The organism is Embleya sp. NPDC020630 (assembly GCF_044334985.1).
Lineage (GTDB): Bacteria > Actinomycetota > Actinomycetes > Streptomycetales > Streptomycetaceae > Embleya.
Window position 1 is genome coordinate 230,612 of record NZ_JBIRUB010000007.1, and the last position, 20,883, is coordinate 251,494.

At 72.1% G+C, this 20,883-nt stretch carries 20 protein-coding genes; 10 read left to right on the forward strand and 10 right to left on the reverse strand.

The window, feature by feature from the left end:
- Window positions 1–3 precede the first annotated feature (3 nt).
- From ACH4XV_RS24910 to ACH4XV_RS24920, 3 genes are all read right to left on the reverse strand, one after another.
- Window positions 4–474 carry a hypothetical protein gene (locus ACH4XV_RS24910; RefSeq protein ID WP_395793348.1) on the reverse strand — a complete coding sequence of 157 codons (471 nt, stop codon included), beginning with the start codon at window positions 472–474 and terminating at the stop codon, window positions 4–6.
- Between the two features lie 161 nt (window positions 475–635).
- Entirely contained in the window at window positions 636–2,402 is a 1,767-nt protein-coding gene (locus ACH4XV_RS24915; protein WP_395793350.1) for a SpoIIE family protein phosphatase, read from the reverse strand.
- Window positions 2,403–2,442: 40 nt separating this feature from the next.
- Window positions 2,443–3,462 carry an ACP S-malonyltransferase gene (locus ACH4XV_RS24920; RefSeq protein WP_395793352.1) on the reverse strand — a complete coding sequence of 340 codons (1,020 nt, stop codon included), beginning with the start codon at window positions 3,460–3,462 and terminating at the stop codon, window positions 2,443–2,445.
- Window positions 3,463–3,890: 428 nt separating this feature from the next.
- Here ACH4XV_RS24920 and ACH4XV_RS24925 point away from each other — a divergent pair, with 428 nt between their 5' ends.
- Together ACH4XV_RS24925 and ACH4XV_RS24930 are read left to right on the forward strand one after the other, a co-directional pair.
- Window positions 3,891–4,073, forward strand: a complete 183-nt coding sequence (locus ACH4XV_RS24925; RefSeq protein WP_395793354.1) for a hypothetical protein — start codon at window positions 3,891–3,893, stop codon at window positions 4,071–4,073.
- A gap of 43 nt (window positions 4,074–4,116) precedes the next feature.
- Window positions 4,117–5,025, forward strand: coding sequence for a Gfo/Idh/MocA family protein (locus tag ACH4XV_RS24930; protein ID WP_395793356.1), 909 nt, complete (start codon window positions 4,117–4,119; stop codon window positions 5,023–5,025).
- A gap of 18 nt (window positions 5,026–5,043) precedes the next feature.
- On the opposite strand, the gene ACH4XV_RS24935 is transcribed toward ACH4XV_RS24930, so the two are convergent.
- Window positions 5,044–5,478, reverse strand: a complete 435-nt coding sequence (locus ACH4XV_RS24935; protein WP_395793358.1) for an ankyrin repeat domain-containing protein — start codon at window positions 5,476–5,478, stop codon at window positions 5,044–5,046.
- A gap of 74 nt (window positions 5,479–5,552) precedes the next feature.
- The gene (locus tag ACH4XV_RS24940) at window positions 5,553–5,984 is read right to left on the reverse strand and encodes a hypothetical protein (RefSeq protein ID WP_395793360.1); all 432 of its coding nucleotides are present in this window, start codon (window positions 5,982–5,984) and stop codon (window positions 5,553–5,555) included.
- A gap of 208 nt (window positions 5,985–6,192) precedes the next feature.
- Here ACH4XV_RS24940 and ACH4XV_RS24945 point away from each other — a divergent pair, with 208 nt between their 5' ends.
- Window positions 6,193–7,083, forward strand: coding sequence for a SecDF P1 head subdomain-containing protein (locus ACH4XV_RS24945; protein WP_395793362.1), 891 nt, complete (start codon window positions 6,193–6,195; stop codon window positions 7,081–7,083).
- Here ACH4XV_RS24945 and ACH4XV_RS24950 read toward each other — a convergent pair.
- Window positions 7,052–7,630: a MarR family winged helix-turn-helix transcriptional regulator gene (locus ACH4XV_RS24950; protein WP_395793364.1), complete on the reverse strand. Its 579-nt coding sequence runs from the start codon at window positions 7,628–7,630 to the stop codon at window positions 7,052–7,054. The genes ACH4XV_RS24945 and ACH4XV_RS24950 overlap by 32 nt on opposite strands.
- A 73-nt stretch (window positions 7,631–7,703) precedes the next feature.
- On the opposite strand from ACH4XV_RS24950, the gene pip reads away from it, so the two are divergent.
- The 3 genes from pip to ACH4XV_RS24965 all read left to right on the forward strand — a co-directional run bounded on the left by pip (window position 7,704) and on the right by ACH4XV_RS24965 (window position 9,787).
- Window positions 7,704–8,660 carry a prolyl aminopeptidase gene (gene pip / locus ACH4XV_RS24955; RefSeq protein ID WP_395793366.1) on the forward strand — a complete coding sequence of 319 codons (957 nt, stop codon included), beginning with the start codon at window positions 7,704–7,706 and terminating at the stop codon, window positions 8,658–8,660.
- A 72-nt stretch (window positions 8,661–8,732) separates the two neighbouring features.
- On the forward strand, window positions 8,733–9,224 hold the full coding sequence (locus ACH4XV_RS24960) for a DUF1877 family protein (RefSeq protein ID WP_395793368.1): 492 nt from the start codon (window positions 8,733–8,735) through the stop codon (window positions 9,222–9,224).
- Between the two features lie 74 nt (window positions 9,225–9,298).
- Window positions 9,299–9,787 (forward strand): GNAT family N-acetyltransferase, encoded by a 489-nt coding sequence (locus tag ACH4XV_RS24965; protein ID WP_395793370.1) that lies wholly within the window; start codon window positions 9,299–9,301, stop codon window positions 9,785–9,787.
- Window positions 9,788–9,794: 7 nt separating this feature from the next.
- On the opposite strand, the gene ACH4XV_RS24970 is transcribed toward ACH4XV_RS24965, so the two are convergent.
- On the reverse strand, window positions 9,795–10,772 hold the full coding sequence (locus ACH4XV_RS24970; protein ID WP_395793372.1) for an acetylxylan esterase: 978 nt from the start codon (window positions 10,770–10,772) through the stop codon (window positions 9,795–9,797).
- 319 nt (window positions 10,773–11,091) lie between these two features.
- On the opposite strand from ACH4XV_RS24970, the gene ACH4XV_RS24975 reads away from it, so the two are divergent.
- The 3 genes from ACH4XV_RS24975 (at window position 11,092) to ACH4XV_RS24985 (ending at window position 13,336) form a co-directional block, all read left to right on the forward strand.
- Window positions 11,092–11,898: a hypothetical protein gene (locus ACH4XV_RS24975; RefSeq protein ID WP_395793374.1), complete on the forward strand. Its 807-nt coding sequence runs from the start codon at window positions 11,092–11,094 to the stop codon at window positions 11,896–11,898.
- Window positions 11,899–11,926: 28 nt separating this feature from the next.
- Entirely contained in the window at window positions 11,927–12,682 is a 756-nt protein-coding gene (locus ACH4XV_RS24980) for a class I SAM-dependent methyltransferase (RefSeq protein WP_395793376.1), read from the forward strand.
- A 105-nt stretch (window positions 12,683–12,787) separates the two neighbouring features.
- Window positions 12,788–13,336: a GNAT family N-acetyltransferase gene (locus ACH4XV_RS24985; protein WP_395793378.1), complete on the forward strand. Its 549-nt coding sequence runs from the start codon at window positions 12,788–12,790 to the stop codon at window positions 13,334–13,336.
- Here the strand turns inward: ACH4XV_RS24985 and ACH4XV_RS24990 are convergent.
- From ACH4XV_RS24990 to ACH4XV_RS25000, 3 genes are all read right to left on the reverse strand, one after another.
- Complete coding sequence (locus tag ACH4XV_RS24990; protein ID WP_395793380.1) at window positions 13,323–14,348, reverse strand: helix-turn-helix domain-containing protein; 1,026 nt, start codon at window positions 14,346–14,348, stop codon at window positions 13,323–13,325. The genes ACH4XV_RS24985 and ACH4XV_RS24990 overlap by 14 nt on opposite strands.
- Window positions 14,349–14,543: 195 nt before the next feature.
- Entirely contained in the window at window positions 14,544–15,053 is a 510-nt protein-coding gene (locus ACH4XV_RS24995; protein ID WP_395793382.1) for a DinB family protein, read from the reverse strand.
- Window positions 15,054–15,101: 48 nt separating this feature from the next.
- On the reverse strand, window positions 15,102–20,234 hold the full coding sequence (locus tag ACH4XV_RS25000; RefSeq protein WP_395793384.1) for an NACHT domain-containing protein: 5,133 nt from the start codon (window positions 20,232–20,234) through the stop codon (window positions 15,102–15,104).
- A 208-nt stretch (window positions 20,235–20,442) separates the two neighbouring features.
- On the opposite strand from ACH4XV_RS25000, the gene ACH4XV_RS25005 reads away from it, so the two are divergent.
- Window positions 20,443–20,745 carry a hypothetical protein gene (locus ACH4XV_RS25005; RefSeq protein ID WP_395793386.1) on the forward strand — a complete coding sequence of 101 codons (303 nt, stop codon included), beginning with the start codon at window positions 20,443–20,445 and terminating at the stop codon, window positions 20,743–20,745.
- The last annotated feature ends 138 nt before the right edge of the window (window positions 20,746–20,883 follow it).

The following is a 20,883-nucleotide window of genomic DNA, read 5'->3' on the forward strand; positions in this document are numbered from 1 at the left end:
CGGTCAGGCGGGGTTCGCGGCCCGACGGCGCAGCGCGACGAAGCCGGTGCCGGCCGCGCCCGCGAGCACCAGACCACCCACCGCCAGCAGCGCCGGGTCCGCGCCCTGGGTGCCACCGAAGCCGGCCGTGGACGGCGCGGTCGGCGCGCCGCCCATCACGTGCAGGCTGCCGATCAGCTCCTGGCCCTCACCGCAGACCACCTTGACCTCGTAGTCGCCGGTGGCCACGTCCTTGATGGTCGCCTGACCCTTGACCTCGTCGCCGGAACGGGTGAGAGTGACCGACGACGTGAACGCCTCCGAGGTCGCGGTCGCGGTGTTCGCGGTGCAGTGCTTGTCATCCGACAACAACACGGTGTCGCCGGGGCGACCGGAATCGGCCTGCATCGGCGCGGCGGCGAACGCCGCGCCTGCCGAACCGCATACGGTGAGACCGACGATCGTGCCGACGACGGCGAGACGGGCACAGCGCATTTCGTCCTCCAATGGGCAGCCGGAACCCGAACCCGACAGACCGGGCTCAAGGGGGAGTTCCGCTACAAGGAACGTAAAAAGCCGCCGAATCGCCCGCCACTGCTCGCCGCCGAACGGTGGATCACGCCGGGCGTGGGGGTGGAACGCGCCCGGCGGGGGGTTTACCGCTCCCGCACCGAGCCCGTGTCCGACAACCGGGCCGCGACCACCGCGATGTCGTCCTCCACGGGCGGCACCACCAGCCGGTCCAGGATCGTGTCCACCAGCGACTCCAACGGCGCGTCCGACGCCAGCCGCACCGACGCCAGGCGGGCCAGCGACGCGTCGATGTCCTCGTCCCGACGCTCCACCAGGCCGTCGGTGTACAGGATCAGCACCCCGCCGGCCACGCCCGGCCGGATGTACGACGCGTAACCCCCGCACCCGGTGCCCAGCGGCGGACCGGTCGGCAGGCGCAACAACCGGCTCGCCCCGCCCGGTGCGATCAGCAGCGGCGGCAGATGCCCCGCGTTGGCGAACGTGGAGATGCCCGCGCGCGGGTCGATCAGGACCAGCAGACACGTGGCCACCCGCTCCAACTCCGCCTCCTGGCTCATCCGGTCGGCCCGGACCAGGATCTCCTCCGGCGCCAACCCGCCGGCCGCCAACACCCGCAGCAGCGCCCGATAGTGGCTCATGTCCACCGCCGCCTGCACGCCGTGCCCCATCACGTCGCCGACCGCGAGCAGCGTGCGCCCGCGCGGCAGCGCGATCGCGTCGAACCAGTCCCCGCCCACCTCCGCGCTGCGCCCGGCGGGCAGATACCGGGTGGCCAGTTCCACATCCGGGTGCGGCACCTTGGGCCGGGACAACAACGCGCGCTGCAGGGCCAGCGCGACACCGTGCTCGCGCGAGTAGCGCCGCGCGTTGTCCACACACGTCGCCGCCCGGTACGCGAGGTCACGGGCCATCTCCACGTCGTCCTCGGTGAACGGCGGCGAGGAGCCGGCGCGGATCAGGCTGAGGGAGCCGATGATCTCGCCACGCGCGATCAACGGCACGATCAGCGCCGAGTGCAGGCCCGCCTCGCGGTACACCTCCACCCGCGACGCGTCCGGCGCGGTGGTCCGCAACCGGTCGTCGGGCGGCCGGTTGTCCACCACGGTGGCGCCGGTGCGCACCACGCGCGCCACGTCCGCGCCCGGCTGATAGTCGATGTGCTCGCCGGGCCGGCCCAGCACGGCGCCGAGATGGCGCAGCTCCGGGATCGACGTCCACGCGGCCCGGCGCAGCCGCACGGTGTCCGGCGCCGGGCGCGAGCGACCGCTGTCCTGGTCCGGGTCGGCCGGCTCCAAAAGTTCCACACCCACCACGTCCGCGAGCACCGGCACCAGCAGCTCGACCAGTTCGCGGCACGTGGTGTCGGTGTCCAGGGTGGTGCCGATCTCCAGCGCGGCCCGATCGAGCAGCGCGAGCCGACGGTGTGCCTGGTCCAGGGCCAGTTGGGTGCGCCGCGACCGGGTCGTCTCCATCAGGATCCCGACCACGCCGAACACCCCGCTCTCGTCGTCGAGGCGGTGATACGCGGCATGCCACCAGCGCTTTTGCGGCAGACCGTGCACCGTGGTGACGCCGCTGATCGTGGTCTCGCGCGCGACCCCGTCGGCCAGTACCGCGCGCAGCAGGTCCTCGGGCACCTCCAGGCCGGGAAACCCCTCGGCGATCGACCGTCCCACCTGCTCGCTCGCGGGCCGACCGTCGATCGCGGACATCGCCGGATTGACGTATACGTGCCGCAACCGAGGGTCCAGGATGCCGATCGGCGCCTTGGTCTCGGCCAGGACCCGGTGGAACAGCCGCAGCCGGGCGCGCACCGACAACCGCGAGTCGGCGCCGAGCAGTCCGCCCACGTCGAACTCGTCGTCCGCCGGGTCGACATCCCTGTGCAAGCCGCTCCCTCCTCGCCGCCACCGCCGCCGTCTCCCGCGCTCAGCCCGCGGGCGCCCCCGACGGACCCGCGAGCGCGGCCGGGTCGAGGGACGACAACCCGTACGCGCGCAGCGTGCCCGCGACGGCGGCGAAATCGGCGCCGGCCGCCACCGGCACCGCGGTACGCACCCGCGGATCGGCGGCCCGCGCGAACGCCCCCAGCACGTCCCGAGCCCCGGTCTCCACGAACAACTCGATCCCCCGCTCCCGCAACGTGGTCACCGCGTTGCGGTAACGCACCGGGTGCCGCAACTGCCCGACCACGCCGTCGCGCAACTCCCGCTCGTCGGCGTAATCGCGCCCGAGCAGCGGCGACAACACCGGATAGCGCGGAGGGTGGAACTCGACATCGGTACCGAGGCGACGCCACTCGGTCGCCGCCGACTCGCGCAACCGGTTGTGGAACAGGGTGCGCACGGTCAGCGGCTTCGAGGCCACCGCCCGCCGCTCGGCCAACGCGGCGAACGTCGCCAACGACTCGTCCGGCCCGGAGACCACCGTATGCTCCGCCGAGTTGTCACAGGCCAGATCGAGCCCCGGCAACTGCGCCGAACACAGCAGCTCCAGGGTGTGCCCCGGGGCCAGCCGCAGAGTGAGCAGCCCACCCGGATCGCAGGTGTACAGCGTGCACGCCGCGGCCCGCGCCAGATACAACCGCGCCCCGTCGCCCGCGGTGAACACCCCGGCGGCGGCCAGCGCCGCCATCTCGCCCAGGCTGTGCCCCAGCAGCACGTCGGGATGGACCCCGAAGTCGCCCTCCAACAACCGGAACGCGGCCAGCGCCCCCGCGTAGATGGCCAGATGCAGGGCCAGCTCGTGCCGATCCATCAACTCGTGCGCGTCCGGCGCGTGGGGATCGACGAGCAGGCGCGACGCCGGCAGGGTGGCCCGGTCGCCCACCGCGTCGTCGACCTCGTCCAGGGTGTCGCGGATGGCGGGTCGATCCTGGAGCCGGCGCAACGCGCCCGGCACATAGGAGCCGACACCGGGCATGACGATCGCGGTACGTGGCACGCTCACGGAGACTCTCCCTTGGCTCGGTGGTCTCTGGCACCAGGAGGCGACTCGCGGGACTCGCGGCGACGACTGCGCCGCGCGGCTCGCGGATCGCCCCCGCTCATGGCGGAAGCCCGGGCGCGCGGGTCGGGCGCGGTCCGGGTCGGGCGGGTGGGGACGGGGCCGTGGGCGGCGAGTCGGGGATGGAAGACGGCCCAGGGTTCCAGGAGAGTCGAGCCGGCGCCTGCCCGCAACCGCGCCCCACGCCGCGACCACCCCCGGGCCGGGCCGCACACACGCCGGCCGACCGGGCCCGAGCCGGCCTCGGGCGGCCCGCGTCGGCCGTACGGCCATATGCCATCCGGGTGGCCCCGACCGTGAGCCGGTGGCCGATTCGAGTGGAGAGCGTCGCTCGCCCGTCGCCCACGCGCACCCGGATCGCTGGGCCGAACGTGATCACCAGCCGGGCACGCGCCGCCGGCCTCGCCCGCGCTGCCACCCTGATCGCGGCGCGGGCGCCCACCGCGGCCGCCGCCGAACCGTCGGGCCTGCGCGCGGAACGCGGGCCGGAGCCGGCGAGCGTGGATCCGGGAGCCCTGCGCCGCGAGGGCACCCCTATGCTGACCACGCCATGACCCGGGCATCCGGCCCGGCGGCGCACTTACGCGAGGGGTTCGGATGAGGGTCGGCGTCATCGGTTTGGGCGACATCGCGGAAAAGGCCTACCTGCCCGTGCTCTCCACACTGCCGGACCTCGACCTGCGGCTGCACACCCGTACGCCCGAGACGCTGCGCCGGATCGCCGCCGCGTACCGCGTGCCCGCCGAGCACTGCCACGCCGACCTCGACGGGCTGCTCGCCGAGGGGCTGGACGCGGCCTTCGTCCACGCCGCCACCTCCGCGCACCCGGCGCTGGTGACCCGGTTGCTGGAGGCGGGCGTGCCCACGTTCGTGGACAAGCCGCTGGCGTACACCCTGGCCGACAGCGCGCGCCTGCTGGAGTTGTCCCGCGAGCGCGGCGTCGGCCTGATGGTCGGCTTCAACCGTCGCCATGTGCCCGCCTACGCGGCGAGCCGGGAGTTGCCGCGTGATCTGATCGTGGTGCGGCGCAACCGGGTCGACACCGCGCGCGAGGTGCGCACCGTCGTCTTCGACGACCTGATCCACGTGGTCGACACACTGCGCTTCCTCGCGCCGGGCACGATCGAGCACGTCGACGTGCGGGCGCGGGTCGTGGACGGGCTGGCGCAACACTTCGTCCTGCACCTGTCCGGCGCGGGGTTCAGCGCGATCGGCACGCTCAACCTTCGCAGCGGGTCGAACGAGGAGATCCTGGAGGTCTCCGGCCGGGACACGATGCGCGAGGTGTACAACCTGGCCGACGTGGTCGACCACGACCGCGGCCTGCCGACGGCCCGGCGGCGCGGCGACTGGACGCCGATCGCCCGGCAACGCGGAATCGAGCAGCTCGTACTGTCGTTCCTGGACGCGATCCGCACCGGCGCCTTCCCCGACCTCGACGACGTGCTGCGCACCCACGAGATGTGCGAACTGGTGGTCACCGAGGTGGAGAAGCACAACACCTGAGCCGGCCATCCTCGCCCATCACCTCGTCGTGCTGTGGTCCGCCCGGGCGAGCGCCGCCCGCACCACGGCCGCCGTGTCCGTGTGGGAGCCGATCTCGGCCCACTGCAGCGGGGTGTGTCCGGTGCCGTTGTCCTCGCGCAGGTGGGGATCCGCGCCGTGGGCGAGGAGTTCGCGAACGGTCTCGGTGTGCCCCCAACAGGCCGCCGCGCACAGGGGGGTGCCCTCGGCGCCGTGCCCGCTCTCGGTGTCGGGCGCGGCGCCGGCCCCGAGCAGGAGCGCCACCACGTCCGCGGCGCCGTGCACCGAGGCGGCGTACAGGGGCGTGGTGCCGTGCCGGTCGGCCCGCTCCGGATCGGCGCCCGCCCGCAACGCGGCGGTCGCCGCCGCGAACCGGCCCAGCCCGGCGGCGGCCACCAGCAGCGCCGACAGTCGTTTGCGCTCGCGATTGTTCACGCCGGCGAGGGTAGCGGGGCGACCACGATCGGGGGCGACGATTTCCGGGTCGCCGGCGGGGGTCGGGGTCGGTACTAGGCGCGGTGGCGGGCGGCGGCCCTGGTGCTCTCCTCCACCCACGCGGCCTCGTAGTCGCGGTCGAGGCGGTTCTGCTCGTTCTCGGAGAGGTGGTCCAGGGCGGGGCGCAGGTCGCGTTGTTCGTGCAGGAGGAGGCCGTCCATCGCGGACGCCGCGTCCTGCGCCTCGTCGTGGAAACCCGGGCCCTCCGGGCCGATTCGCGCGGCCGAGTCGAGGAACGCCTCGATCCGGCGACCCTGCGCGATCGCGGCGTCGACGTACCCGGTGCGTTGCTCGTCGGCGTTGCGGACCGCCGGGTACAACACCCGCTCCTTCGTCGCGAGGGTCGCCCGGATCGCGGCGTCGGCCTCGGCGAAGAGCGCGACGGTGCTCTGCGGGGTGGCCCGCCACCGGCGGATCAGCTCACGGAGGTTGCGGTTGTCCAGCACGGTTGTCTCCTCGCACGTCGACTCGGCCGCACCCGTCCGCTCCGGGCGGACCGGGCGGACCGGGCGGACCGGCGGGCATCACATCCGGGACAGGTGCCCTTTTCGGCCGGGATCATCCCTGGATCGGCCGGCGCGGGCCTCCCGGGGGCGGGTTCGTGGGCGGCGGAGGCGTTTCCGACCGGCTCGGCGAGCCGGCATGGTGTGGCGGGTGACTCAGCCAACGCATGTGCGCCGCGCCGCCCGGTCCTTCGTCGCCACCGTCGCCGTCGCCGCCGTACTGGGGGTGGCCGGGTGCTCGTCGGACGACCCGGTGAAGTTCAAGGACGGCGACCACACCAAGCCGGTGGACGAGGCATCCGGCCGGGACTTCGCCGAGGCCCGGCTGGTTCCGGAACGTGCGCTGGACGAGCGGCAGTTGGCGGCCTCGGCGGAGACCATCCGCAAACGGGCGAGCGCGGGGCGGCTGCCGGTGAAGTCGGTGACGGTGCGGGACGGCGCGCTGGTGGTGCGGGTCGCGGTGAAGCCGTCCGGGGACGACACCCGGCAGCGACTCGCGGCGATCGCGCACACCGGACAGCTGAGCGTGCGCGCCGTGACGGCCGTGACGCCGTACCCGCCCGCGACCGGCGGCCCGGGCGGTACGGCGGCGCCCTCGGGCGGGCCGGAGTGCGGCGATCCGGCGGTGCCGCGCGTGGACGATCCCGCCGCGCCGATCGTGGCCTGCGACGACAAGCCGATGGAGAAGTACACGCTGGCACCCGCCGTGATCACCGGGACCGATGTGGCGAAGGCGGAGGCCAAGGCGTCGCTCCAGGGCTCGGGCGGTTGGGAGATACAGCTCGACTGGACGCAGAAGGGCCAGGCCGCCTTCACCACGCTCACCGCCGACGCGGCGCGGCGCGAGGAGCCGACCAACCGGGTCGCGATCGTGTGGGACGGCCGGGTGCTGGTCGCCCCGATGGTGCGATCCGCGATCCCGGGGGCCGCGGTGATCTCCGGTACCTATACGGAGGCGGATGCCCGGCAACTGGCCGGGACCATCGGATCGGGCATGTTGCCGGCGGGGTTCAGGGTCGAGTCGTTCGAGCCGGGGCGCTGACGGGTCCGGTTTTTTGGGCGAGTGAGTCCGGACGCGGCTGCTCCTCGCGCGCGGCCATGACGTCGGCGATCCGGTCCCGCATCGGGCGGCGGTCCAGGGCGGTCAGTGCCTCGTCGATCAATCGGCTGAGCGGGTAGGGGAGTTCGGCCTCCAGGGCGCGGGCCGCGGTGGTGGTGGCGGCCCATTCGGCGTCCAGGACGGGCCGTAGGCGTTCGGCCTCGGGCGTGGCGGTGACGATGCGTTGGCGGGCGTCGGCGCCGGGGGAGAGGGTGACCAGGCCGGCCTTGGCCATGTGCGCCACGGTCTGGCTCGCGGCCGAGTGGGTGACGCCGATCGCGGCGGCCAGGTCGCGGATCGAGGCGGGCCCGTGTGCGGTCAGGACCCGGACGACGGGCGTGTAGCGGGGGCGGAATCCGGCCAGACCGAGGTCGGCGTAGGCCGCGCCGACACCCGCGTCGAGGACGTCGAGCAGGTGCCGCAGCCTGGTCCCGAGCAGTTCCGGGCCGGGGGTCGGTCCGACGGGCGGTGTCGGGGATGGCGGGGTCATGGCGGTAAATATAACAGCGCTGTTGTAATAGAGTCGGCCCCTGCCCACCCGCCTCTTCGACCGAGGGAACACCGTGACCGTTCGATATCCGCCGATCGAGCCCTATGAGCACGGGATGCTCGACGTCGGGGACGACAACCGCGTCTACTGGGAGAGTTGCGGCAACCCCGCCGGGAAGCCCGCGCTCGTCGTGCACGGCGGTCCGGGATCGGGCTGTTCGACGGGGGTGCGGCAACTGTTCGACCCGAGTCGCTACCGCGTCGTGCTCTTCGACCAGCGCGGGTGCGGGCGCAGCACACCGCACGCGAGCGATCCGGACACCGACATGCGGCACAACACCACCGAGCATCTGCTCGCCGACATCGAGCGGCTGCGCGAACACCTGGGCGTGCAACGCTGGTTGTTGTACGGCGGCTCGTGGGGGTCGACGCTGATCCTGGCTTACGCGCAGCGCCATCCCGAGCGGGTGTCCGAGATCGTCATCCCGGCCGTCACCACCACCCGTCGGGTCGAGATCGACTGGCTGTATCGCGGGGTCGGGCGTTTCCTGCCCGCGGAGTGGGAGCGTTTCCGGGACGTGGTGCCCGAGGCCGAGCGCGACGACCCGGTCGCGGCCTATGCCCGCCTTGTGGAGAACCCGGATCCGGCGGTGCGCGAGCACGCGGTGCGGGAGTGGTGCGCGTGGGAGGACGCGGTGGTCGGGGGCGAACCGAACGGCCGGCCCGACGTGTACGGCGGCCGGCCGGCGGCGGCCCGCACGGCGCTGGTCCGGATCGCCGCGCGCTACTTCTCGCACGGCGCGTGGTTGCCCGAAGGTGTCCTGATCCGCGAGGCCGGCCGGCTCGCCGGCATCCCGGGCGTACTGATCCACGGCCGCCTCGACCTGAGCAGCCCGCTCGACACCGCCTGGCACCTGTCCCGAGCCTGGCCGGATGCCACGCTGGAGGTCATCGACGACGCCGGCCACCTCGGCAGCGACACGATGCGCGCCACGATCCTGTCCGCCCTCGACCGCTTCGCCACGACCTGACCCCCTCCCGAGCCGACCACCCGTCGACCCGGCCGGCATCCTGGTGCCGACATCGGTGGGTGGAGGGCTGACATGGGTGGTCGTGCGGTGTTGTTCGCGGTGGACGCCGAGGCGTCGCGACGACTCCTGGCGGCGGACGACGACGCGGCCGTCATGGCGGTCGTCGAGGAGGCCGAGGAGCGTTGGGACCGGTCTCGGCTCACCGAGTTGGACAAGGCGTGGGATGCCCTCCACCGTTGCCTGACCGACGGCACGTTGACCTACGAGGGTGGCGAATACCCGCTGTCGCACACACTTTTGGGCGGCTACCTGCTGCACGAGGGCGACGACTACGAGGTCGTCTACGTGTCCCCGGACGAGGTGCGGGACGTGGCCGCGGCACTGGCTCCGTTGGACGGGCCGTGGTTGCGCGGGCGGTTCGCCGAGCTGGAGTTCGTCGACTACGAGGGGACCGCCGACGAGGCCGACATCGCGTACACCGAGCCGTTCCTGCCGGACCTGAAGGAGTTCTATCGCCGGGCCGCCGAAGCCGGGAGCGCGGTGATCTTCACGGTGGACCTCTGAACCGTCGACATCCGCACCGCCGACCTCCGCGAAAGGTGGTGGCGGGTCCGCGGTGGGATCGGCATGCTGGGCGCATGTTGATCAGGGAAGCGGAAAGGGACGACTGGGCGGCGATCTGGCCGTTCTTCCATGAGATCGTCGCGGCCGGGGAGACGTTCACCTATCCGCTCGACCTGGGGATGGACGAAGGTCGCGAGTGGTGGCTGCCGGCCCCGCCGTCGCGGGCGGTGGTCGCGGTGGACGAGGCCGCAGGCGTGCTCGGCACCGCGAAGATGAATCGCAACCACATGGGCAACGGGTCGCACATCGCCAGTGCGAGCTACATGGTCGACCCCGCACACTCGGGGCGGGGGGTCGGCCGGGCGTTGTGCGAGTACACCATCGAGTGGGCCCGGGCGCAGGGCTACCGGGCGATGCAGTTCAACGCGGTCGTGGCGACGAACGAGCACGCGGTGCGGCTGTACCGCAGCCTCGGTTTCGAGGTGATCGGCACCCTCCCGGAGGGGTTCGACCACCCGAAACACGGCTACGTCGGGCTGCACATCATGCACTTGGCACTCTGACTTCGCGTCAGTCGATTCCGAAGGCGCCGCGCAGGTAGGTCAGGTTCAGGCCGTCCTGGTACGCGCCGCCGCCCTCGTGGCCGTTGAACGTATGCACCTCCATACGCTTGTCCGCCGCGTAGTGGTGGTAGGCGGTGAACACCGTGGAGGGCGGGCACGTGGTGTCCATCAGCGCCACACTGAACCGCGCCGGGGCACTCGCGCGGGCGCCGTGGTTGACCGCGTCGAAGTAGTCGAGGGTGCGGAACACCTGGTCGACGCGGTCCCGGTGTACGGCGAGGTAGCGGGCCAGTTCGCCGTAGGGACCCGTCGCGGCGATCTCCGCGCCGCGGCGGAAGTGGCACAGGAACGGGACGTCGGCCACCACCGCGGTCAGGTCGGGCACCAGGCCGGCGACCGTGAGGGCCAGGCCCCCGCCCTGGCTCGCGCCGAGCGCGGCGATCCGGGTCGGGTCGACGGCCGGGTGGCTGCGGGCGACGGCGATCGCCCGGACCGCGTCGACGGCGACCCGGCGGTAGTAGTACCGATCCGGGTCGGTGACGCCACGGGTCATGAAGCCCGGGTGGGTGGAGCCGTCGCCCGCGGGCGCGTCGTCCCCGGTGGCGCCGGCGCGCCAACTGCCGCCCTGGCCGCGTACGTCGATCACGAGATGGGCGAACCCGGCCACGGCGTACAGCAGTTGCTCGTGCGGCAGGCCCCGGCCGCCGCCGTAGCCGGGGAACTCCACCACACACGGCAGGGGTCCGTCCCGATGCACGGGCAGCACCAGCCAACCGCGCACCCGTTGGCCGCCGTGACCCGCGAACGAGACGTCGCACACCTCGACTCCGGTCAGCGGACCGACCTCGGGCGTGAACACCGGGTCGAGGGGGTGGGCGTCGGCCTCGTCGAGCGTACGGGCCCAGAAGGCGTCGAAGTCGGCCGGCTCGGACCGTTCCGGGTGAAACTGCTGCAACTCCGGCAGTGACAGGTCGCTCAGGGGCATGGCGGGTTCCTCTCCGAGGGGCGGCTTTGATCGGCATTGTCGAGGCCGGCGGATCGTGGTGATCATCCGGGGCGGGGCACCGGCCGAACGGGTGCCCGATCCAGGGGTGTTCCCTGAGGAGTAAGGGGCACGTGGACGTAGGTTCCCGGCAGTACTTTGGTCGCCCTCATGCGTCGTCGGGAGTAGTACCCCTAGGGGAGAGTCCTCCCCAAGCAGTAACAGCAGTACCTACACACGACTGATTCACCGGTGCTTCCGGACCTCTAGATTTGTCGAGTAGAAGACGACGACCAGTCGACAAAGAGGAACCAGGGGACTCATGAGCGCCGCAGGGAAGTCGGGGACCGTGGCCGCGTTCGTGCGCTTCGTCGTCTGCGGCGGTGGCACCGGACTCGCGTCGAGCGCCGCGCTCGTGGCCCTCACGGGGCACCTCTCCATAGCCGTCGCCAACGCCCTGGTGACCGTGGTCTTCACGCTCCTGGCGACCGAACTGCACAGCCGGTTCACCTTCGGCGCGGGTCGGGCGCGGGGTCGACTGCACGTCCAGGCCGCGCTGTCCGCGCTGGTGTGCTACCTGTTCACCACCGGCGCGATGCTCGCGCTGCACGCGATGCAGTCGTCGCCCGGCGTCGTCAAGGAGCAGGCGGTCTATCTGACGGCTTCCGGGATCGCCGGGATCGCTCGGTTCCTCTTCCTGCGCTTCGTTGTTCGGGTTCGGGCGCGGTCGAACGCGGCGGAGGTGGAGACGGGGTTCGGGTCCGGAGTGGAGTCGGCGACGGTGGTGGACGTGCGGGTCGGCGGCGCGGCGGCGGAGGCCGGTGCGTCCGTGGGTGCCGGTGCCGCCGTGGGCGAGTCCGGGACCGGGCTCGGCGCCGCGCCGGTGGCCGCGCCCGTGTTCGGGCCCCTGCAGCCGGTGTTCGTGCCTGCCCCCGCGCCCGCGTCCGCGTCCCGCTCCGCGTCGGATGTGGTGTCCGCTCTGCTGTCCGCCCCCGCCTTCGTGCCCACGGCGTCCGCGCCGGAGTCGGCCGGTCGGGGTTCGGGACGGGCGTTCGAGTCGCTTCTGATTCTTCCTGCGTGCGATGGCTGGGTCGCGCCCACGCGCGCGGCCATGGTCGCGACGGCGTAGGCGTCACACCTTCGACAGGAGTCCGTGGATGACCCGCGCCGCCGCCGAACACTACGAGCGAATCCTGGCCGCCAACTACACCTGGACGCTGGGCGGGGACCTGGCACCGATCGCCGCCGGGCAGGGCGAGTTGCTGACCGGACTGGGCGTCGCCCCGACGGCGACGTCCGCGTTGGCCGTGGATCTGGGCTGTGGGCCCGGCAACCAGAGCCTGGCCCTGGCCGATCTCGGCTTCAGCCGGATTCTGGCGGTCGACACCAGCCGGATCCTGCTGGCCGAACTGGCCGAACACGCGGCCGGGTTGCCCGCGATCGAGCCGGTGTACGGGGACATCCGCAAGGTGTTGCCCGAGTTGACCGCGCCGGGCGAGGTCGCGGCCGTGGTGTGCATGGGCGACACGCTCACCCACCTGTCGACGAAGGACGACGTGAGCGCGCTGCTCGCCGAGATCGCACAGGCCCTCGCCGCCGGGGGTCGCATGGTCGTCACCTACCGCGACCTGACCGAAACCCTGCATGGAATCGACCGGTTCATCCCGATACGGAGCACGGACGATCGGGTGTTCACCTGCTTTCTCGAATACCCGGACGACGACACGGTCCTGGTCCACGATCTGCTGCACGTCCACGACGGCACCGGCTGGACCCAGCACGTCGGCAGTTACCCGAAGTTGCGGATCGCCCCGACCTGGCTCGCCGAGCGCTGCCGGGACGTCGGGCTGACGGTCGAGCACAACCGAACGGGCGCGCGGGGCCTACAGGTCCTGGCGGCGCGCAAGGACTGACGCGCGGGCGGGGCCGGTGGGTGTGCGTCGGTCGGTGTTCCCGCAGGTCGGCGCGGGTGGAAATCGGATGCGGGGCGGCCTTCGGCCGTGATACCCCAGGCTCCCATGGGAGATCTCGAAACCGCACGACTCGTACTGCACCCGTTGACCGTCGCCGAGACGGAGCGGGTGGTGGCCGGTGAGCCGGCCGCCGACGACCGATGGGAGGTCGGCTATCCGACGGCCGGGGACGTGGCCGGGGGTGGTCGGTTTCTGCGTGCCTGCGCGACCGTCGGGCATCCGGGGGCCTTCGGCAACTACGAGATCCGCCGTCGGGAGGACGGCATGGCGGTCGGGGGCATGGGCTTCCACGGCGTGCCGGACGACAGCGGCACCGTCACGATCGGCTACGGCCTGATCGAGGCGGTCCGGGGGCGCGGCTATGCCACCGAGGCCCTGCGCGAACTGCTGCGCTTCGCCCGAGCCGCGGGCGTGACCCGGGTCATCGGGGACACCGCGCACGACAACGTCGCGTCGCAGCGCGTGATGGCGGCGGTGGGGATGCGGCTGGTCAAGGAGGAGGCCGGGCTCAAGCACTACGCGATCGAGTGGTCGTCGGGCACAGACGGGGCGGAGCCGGCCGCCGATGCCCCGGCGCAGGTCAGGCGCCCGTGACGGCGGTTCTCCGGTAGGCGTCGGGGGTCTGGCCGGTCCAGCGTTGGAAGGCACGGCGCAGGGCGCGGGCGTCGGTGTAGCCCAGCCGCCCGGCTATCGACTGGACCGGTAGCTCCGTATCGCGCAGCAGCGTTGCGGCGTGCTCGTGCCGCACCGATTCGATCTCGTCCCGCCAGGTGGTCTCCAGCTCGCTCAGTCGGCGCTGGAGGGTGCGCGGGCTCATCGCCATCCGGTGGGCGACCATCTCCAGGCTCAGTTCCTCGCCGCCGAGGGAGCCGGCCAACACCGACCGGAACCTGCCGTGCCACCCTGCCGCCGGGCGGGCGTTCTCCAGCAGGTTGTCCGCGTATCGGCGCAGGATCAGCCCGAGTTCGTCGTCGCCGGGGCCGGTCGGGCGCGGGCGTTCGGCGTCCATGTCGAGGAAGGTCATCGAGTTCGTTCGGGCGCCGAAGTCGATGGCGCGGGTGCCGAACGCCTCGATCAGATGCCGGTGGTTCTTCGGGGCCTCGTGCGCGAGGGCGACGTGCACGGGGACCACGCCCGGGCCCCGGGCGTCGCGCGCCCGCTTGAGCATGATCGCCATCGCGAATTCGTCGATCGCGGTGACCGCCGCCGGCGAGTAGTTGGCGATGCCGTAGGTGACGGTGAGGCGTCGATCGTCCTCGACCACGGTCATCTCGACCACCGGGTCGGACATCGTCGACACATAGCGTGCGGCGTCGCGGCAGCCGTCGGCGAACGAGCCGGCGGAGGTGAACAGGTAGTCCCACACGTGCAGCCGACCCTGCGTGGCGCTCGCCGCGGCCCGGATCGCGACGTCGGGCGGGCCGGTGGCGACGGCCAGCTCCCAGGTCCGGACCACGCTGGCGGTGGGCACCCGCAACAGCGGGTCGGCCAGCGTCTCCGGTTCGAAGCCCGGCAGATGGGCGAGTTCGCTCAGCGCCACCCCGGCTTCCAGGGCAGCGTCCCGCACCACGCGTGCCGCGTGCGAGGAAAGCGTGTACTCGATCACCGCCGGAGCATATCCGGACGGTCGGCCGCAATGGGGATTTGGGATCTGCCGTCCTAGGTCCCCATGTTGGCGTGAAGTGTCCCCCGGCGGCGGAGGGTGGGGTCCACAGGTGCGAAAAACGCGACCGCCGTCCCGAAAATCGGGACGGCGGTCGTGGCGGGGGAGGAGGTGGGACGAGGGCGGGGTGGGGGCGGGTCAGGCGCCGACGGTGCCGTCGACGCCCTCGCGGAGGAAGTCGGCGTGGCCGTTGTGGCGGGCGTACTCGTGCATCAGGTGCAGCATGACCAGGCGCAGCGACACGTCCTGGTCCCACCTGGCGTTGTGGCCGATGACGTCCAGGGATTCCGCCTCGGCCTCGATCCGCCGTGAGTGGGCCACCTCGGCCTCCCACGCGGCGAACGCCTCCGAGCGGGTCGACGCGCTCGCGTCGTAGGCCACCTGGAAGTCGCCTTCGTCGGACCACACGAGCGGGATGTCCTCCGCGTTGATCACCCGCCGGAACCAGGTGCGCTCCACCTCGGCCATGTGCCGGACCAGTCCGAGGAGGGAGAGCGTCGACGGCGGCATCGACTGCCGGCGTAGCTCCTCGTCGGAGAGCCCTTCGCACTTCATCGCGAGCGTGGCCCGGTGGAAGTCGAGGAAGGCCCGCATCATCTCGCGCTCGTTGCCGGTCACGGGTGGGGTGGGGCGCTGGTCGGTGGCCATGGGTGTGCTCGCTTTCGCTCCGCGTCGGTGTTCGGGTGGACCTGCTTTCTAGCAGGCCGCCAGCTCGTACCCCTGGCCGAAGTCGCGGAGGACGCGGGCGACGGTCCGGCGGGCGTAGGAGGTCGAGACGGTGAGGTCGCCGGCGGGGAGGGCGCGGAGGATCGCGGCGGCTTCGGGGCGCAAGCGTGGACTGAGCATGCCGAGGGCGGCCGCGGCTCGGCGGGTGGCGACGGGGGGCGTGGCGGGGGCGGCGAGGATGCGGCGCAGGTGTTCGGCGGCTTCGTCGAGGAAGCGGGGGCTGAGGGTGCCGAGCAGGCGGGCCGCGCGGGTGCGGGTGTAGGGGCCGGCGTCGGGCTCGGCGAGGACGGCGCGGAGGGTGGCGGCGACGTCGGGGAGGGATTGGCGGCTCAGGTTGAACAGCCTGCGGGCCACCGTGACTCGGTCATGGAGGGAGGTGTCGGTGGAGGTGAGCAGGAATTGCAGTGCGGCGATGCCCTCGGCCTTGAAGCCCTGCCCGAGATCGGCGAGTTTCGCCGCCGCCTTGGCCCGTGCGGACGGGGCGAGGTCGGGCTCGGCGAGGAGAGCGCGGAGATGGTCGGCGCCTTCGTGGACGTAGCCGCGGCCGAGCCGGCCGAGCGTGTGGGCGGCGAGGGTTCGGGCGAGGGGGGCGGCGGAGGGGTCCGTGAGGATGGTGCGGAGGGCCTGGGCCAGATCGTCTACGCGGGCGGTGCCGACCACGCGAAGAGCATGGGCTGCCCTGCACCGCTCGGTCGGGTCGACCTCGGGTGCCGTGACGGTGTTCCAGAGCGCGTCGGAGGCTTCGTGGAGGTAGCCGTCACCCAAGTCGGCGAGGGCAACGGCGGCCACCCGGTGTAGGGAGGGTCCGGACGCGGGGTCTCGGAGGATGGCCTGGATTGCCGAGACCGCGTCGGCTGTGCAGGTCGGGCCGATCCCCGCGCAGATCTCGGCCACGGCGACACGGGACTTCGCAGGTAGACCGGGCATCGTCAGGACGGCTCGACCGATGTCCGTGGCCTCCCTGACATAGCCCTGTCCGACAGAAGCGAGGTTTTGGGCGGCGTGCGCCCGATCGATCGGTTGTGTCGTGGGGCAAATGGCGATCCCGCGCAATGTGTTCACGGCCACGGCCTCGTGGTTCAGGATCCAACCGGCCATGACGTCGGCCGCTCGGGCACGTGATTGTGCATCGGCGTCGGGAGCCGAAAGCAGGTCCCGGAGTGCGGTCGCGGCCTCCCTTGTGTAGAGCGGCCCGCAAGTGCTCAGGATGTGCGCGGCGCAGCGGCGATCCTCGGCGACCGTGTCCGGTGCGTACAGGACGGTGCGGAGGGCGTCTGCCACCTCGGCGGTGCTGCCTCCGGCGTTGTGCAGAGTTCGCGCCGTTTCGGGCCGAATCCGGACCGGGGTATCGGGATCGTCCAGCATTCTTCGAAGCCCGATCCTCTTGGCCTCGAGATGCTCGGGCACGACGTTCAAGGTCTGGATGATGTAGTTGCGCAGGGTGCCGGGGCTATCGGGGTCGTCGAACAGTCGATCCAGTACATCGACCGCCTCGGGTAGGTGGACCGGGCCCAGGAGCGTCAGGGACCGAGCCGCGTGCACCCGTGCCCAACAGTTGGCATCGGGCGCGGTCAGGACTTTGCGTAAGCCTCGAATGGCCTGCGGCAGCCACGCGGGTCCGAGGTCGACCAGGGCATCCGCCGCGTCTCTGCTTTCCTGTGACGTCAGATCGGCGGCGTCGATCATCGCTTCCAACAGTGTCGCCGCCTCCGTCACATGGTCGGGACTCAGCTGCCCCAACGCACTGGCGGCAAGGATCCGACGGGTCGCGTCGGACGTCGGCGCGGTGAGCATGGCGCGGAGGACATCGGTGGCCTCGGTGCGTCGATCCGCATCCAGCCGGGCCAGCGAACGCGCGCAATCACAGCTCTGCCACGCCTTTGTTGTGGGGGCTGCCAGAAGTCGGCGGAGGGCGTCGACGCCCTCGCCCGCGTGAGCGGGGGCGAGTTTCGCCAGCGCCAGTGCCATCGCGTCGGTGTAGGGACCGCCCGCGTTCGGCGCCGCGAGATGTGCTCGCAGTAGTCGCGTCGCCTCAGCGGTGTGGCTCGGCCCGAGATCGGCCAGCGCCAGTATGGCTTCATTGCGTGTGAACATGGTGCCGTCGGGCGCGTCGAGGAGGACACGCAAGAGACGTGCGGCCTCCTCCGTGTACGCGGAACCGAGTTCGGCCAGTCGTCTCGCTGCGGAGAGGCGATTGTAGAGCGAGGTATCCGAATCGTTCTGCGCGGTACGCAACACGTTCACGGCTTCCGTCTCGTGTTCCGGCGCGATTTCGGCCAGTGTGCGTGCCGCCCGCGTACGGTCGTCGACCTGTGCGAGGGGGTCGGCAAGGACGGTTCGCAGCGCATCGACGGCCGCGTTGGTGCCTTCCGGCCCCAGCGCGGCCAAGCCGATGGCGGCCTCGACCAATGCGTGTGGGGTCGCATCTTCCGAGGCGAGGGCGGCCCGTAGAGCGCCGGTGGCCTCGGCGACATGTTCGGGACCGCAGCCGGCCAGCGCGCGCATGGCCGCGATGCGGGTGTTCAGGTGGACGTTCTCCCGGTCGAGCACACCGCGTAGGATTTCGACCGCGAGGCCGGCGTCATGGGTGGCCAGGGACTGGGCCAGTTGGATACGTACGTCGTCCCTCTGGTAGCAGCTTTCCAAGAAGTCGAGCAGCGTTCGGCGGACTACGGGCTCCGTGACCAACGCGGCGGCGTCGGAGGCCGCGCGTTCCACCTGTCCATCGGTGGAGTCCCGGGTCAACGTCAGCATCAGGTTCGCCGCGAACGACTCGGTGTGTCGGCTCGCTGCCGGGACGCCCCGGGCGAGGAGTTCGCCGGCCAGCGCCGCGAAGTCGCCGGTGCCGCGGCCGAGCCAGTCCAGGATCGCGTCGCCTGTGCCGTAGCGGTGGGCGTGGTGGGCCAGGATCGCGTGGGCGAACAGGTCGCCGTGGACGGCTCGGTGTACCGCGTGGGTCCAGTCCGGGGCCGCCGGGTCGAAGTGGGGCGGCAGTTGGTCGGCTCGGACGTCGGCGGCCAGGTGTTCGGCGAAGCTGTAGTGGGTGAAGCGCAGGAAGTCGTGGTGGTGGGTGAAGACGCCGACGGTGCCGAGCACCGATGCGACCAGCCTGGGCCATTCCGGGACGCCTCGGCGGGTGGCCCGACAGCCGTGTTCGTCGAGCCAGTCCAGGGCCAGGTCCAGGAGGGGGCGGGTGCCGGCCGTCGGGTCGGTGACCACCGTGACGGCCAGGTGTTCGACGAGTTCGGGGCGGTGGTCGAACAGGAACGCGACGCCGGCTCGGTGTACGGCGGGGCGCAGCGTCCAGCGTTGCAGCACGGTTTGTTGTTGCTCGTGCATTTCCTCCAGGTGCGCGTCGGTCAGGAGGGTGAAGTAGTCGCAGTAGAGGGTGAATCGGTTGCTCGGCAGCGGGGTGGTCGGGTGTTTGCGGTAGACGAGTGCCGCTACTGTCGCCAGCAGTGGCACGCGGACCAGGTCGCGGACGCCGGCGGCCTCGGTCTGGCGCAGGAAGCCGGCGGCCAGGGTCGCTCCGTCGGGGTGGTCGCGGAACCAGCGGTGGGCGAACTCGCGCAACTGCTCGCGGTCGAAGGGCTCCAGCGTGTACGTCCCGGTCGCCGCGTGTTGCAGCGGGGCCAGCTCGTCGTTGGGCAGCGGCCTGGTGGTGATCAGCAGCCGGAAACGGCCGTCGGGGTTGCGGACCCGGCCGGCCAACTCGGCGACCAGGCCGCGCCGTCGCTCCGGGTCGGTGATCTCGTCCAGGCCGTCGACGATCAGCAGGCACGCGGTGTTCTCGGGCAGGTGGTCGAGCAGGTCGTCCGGGAGGGCGTAGTCGAGGTGTGGCGCCAGTTCGGCGGAGAGGATCCGGACCAGGCGCGGGATCAGCGCGCTGCGCCCGGCGGCCAGGCGTCCGGCCGTGACGCGCAGGGGCAACAGTCGTTCGCCGTCGGGGCCTTGGGCCTCGCCCGACTCGTAGGCCAGGGCCAGGGACGCGGCCAGTTGCAGGCTCAGGGTGGACTTGCCCTGGCCCGCGCCGCCGGTGATCAGGACGTGGCGATGCAGTCCGAGTGTGTCCTCGGCGGCCCGGGCGGGGGCGATCGCGGGCCCGCTCGGCTCGGTCGATACGAAGTGCCGTTGGTGGTGCTCCTCTTCGCGCGGGTTGCGGCGGGGGTCCCGCATGCGGTCGGGGGGTTGCCGGGTGGGTGCGGTCGGGGCGCTGCGGGCCTGTTGCCGGACGTAGACGGTGGCGAGTCCGTCGAGGGGCGCGTCGTAGAGGCGGTAGGTGAAGTTGCGTGCGGCGATGGTCTGCGCGTGCAGCAAGTCCCGGAGGTGGGGCGGCAGCCGCGGTGTGGTGTCGGCGGCCGATGGGTGGCGGTTCCAGCCCAGTACGATCCGCGCACCCTGGTCCTCGTTGCGCTGTCGGGGCCGGGGGAAGCCCAGTTCGGGCAGGATCCGGTGCAGGTGGGCGTGCACCGTGGCCAGGTCGAGGGTCTTCGGGCCGCCCGGGACGCCGTGTTCGAGGACGTCGATCAACTGCCCGGTGAAGGCCGTGTATTGCCCTCCGACCGGGGCGATCGCCTGCCGGGTCGCTGCGGCGGCGGCCAGGACGTAACTGCCCTCCACCCGGGACAACTCCGTCAGCCGCGCGTCGTCCGGACCCATCGCCCCCGTCAGGGCGCGGCCGGCGAAGCAGCAGTCCAGGAGTACCGCCTTGGCGGGGACGCGGCGGGCCGAGCGCAGCACGTCGCGGATCTCCTGGAACGGCAGTGCCGTGTAGGGACGTTCGGGGCGGAACCGGGGGAGGGACAGCAGCAGGTCCTCGCTGTCCGGGGAGACCAGGCCATGACCCGCGTAGTACAGCAGGACCAGGTCGGTCGCGGCGGCCGTGGCGTCGGTGAGCGCGTCCAGGACCAGGTCGCGATGGTCCGGCTGCTCGATCACGACGCAGTTCTCGGCGGGCAGGCCCCAGACGTCCGGGTCGGTCAGCAACTCCCGTAGCCGGGAGAGGTTTCGGGCCACGGCCGGCAGCGGGGTCAGGTGTTCGAAGGTGTGTGCGCCGACCAGGACCACCCGGGATCCCCCGGGGTCGTGCGGTGCGGTGCTCATGTCCGAACGGGCCCGAGACGGCGGGTCGTGGCTCGGCACGTGCATCCATCCCCCTCGTACGGCCGGGTGGTTCAGCCTAATGGGTGGACTCGACGGGTGGGGCGAAACGGTGGGGTCGGGTGCGCGGACCTGCGGGCGGTCGGAGCGGGGTGCAATCGGCGGTAGCCTGCCGAGCGCATTGTCGAGGTTCGACGCGGAGGTTTGCGCAGTGAGCAAGGCGGCAGCGGAGCAGGGGGCAGCGGTGGAGGCGGAAACCGATGCGGCGGAGCGGGCCCGGGTGGCGCTGCTCGACGCGGTGGCGCGGATGGCCGGCCAGGTGGGCAAGGAGGCGGTGAGCGTCAAGGAGCTGGAACAGCTCGCGCGCACCTACGCGATCGTGGTGGGACCGGGTTCGGGATCGGGAGCGGTGTCGCCGGCCGAGGCCGCGGGCGGTACGGACGCGGAGATGGCGGAGACGTTGCAGATCGTGCCGGTGGCGCAGCGCGGTGGGGACGGGCGGGAGCGGTCGTAGCACGCGCGTTGTCGGCGGGGCGGTCGGCTGGACCGGCGGCTCCGCCGGACCACTCGGGTGGGTGAGTGGGCCGTCGCGGGTGGGTGATGGTTTTGTCGCCCGGTGGGTGAAACCCCGGGTGTGTGGGGTTGCGCCTGT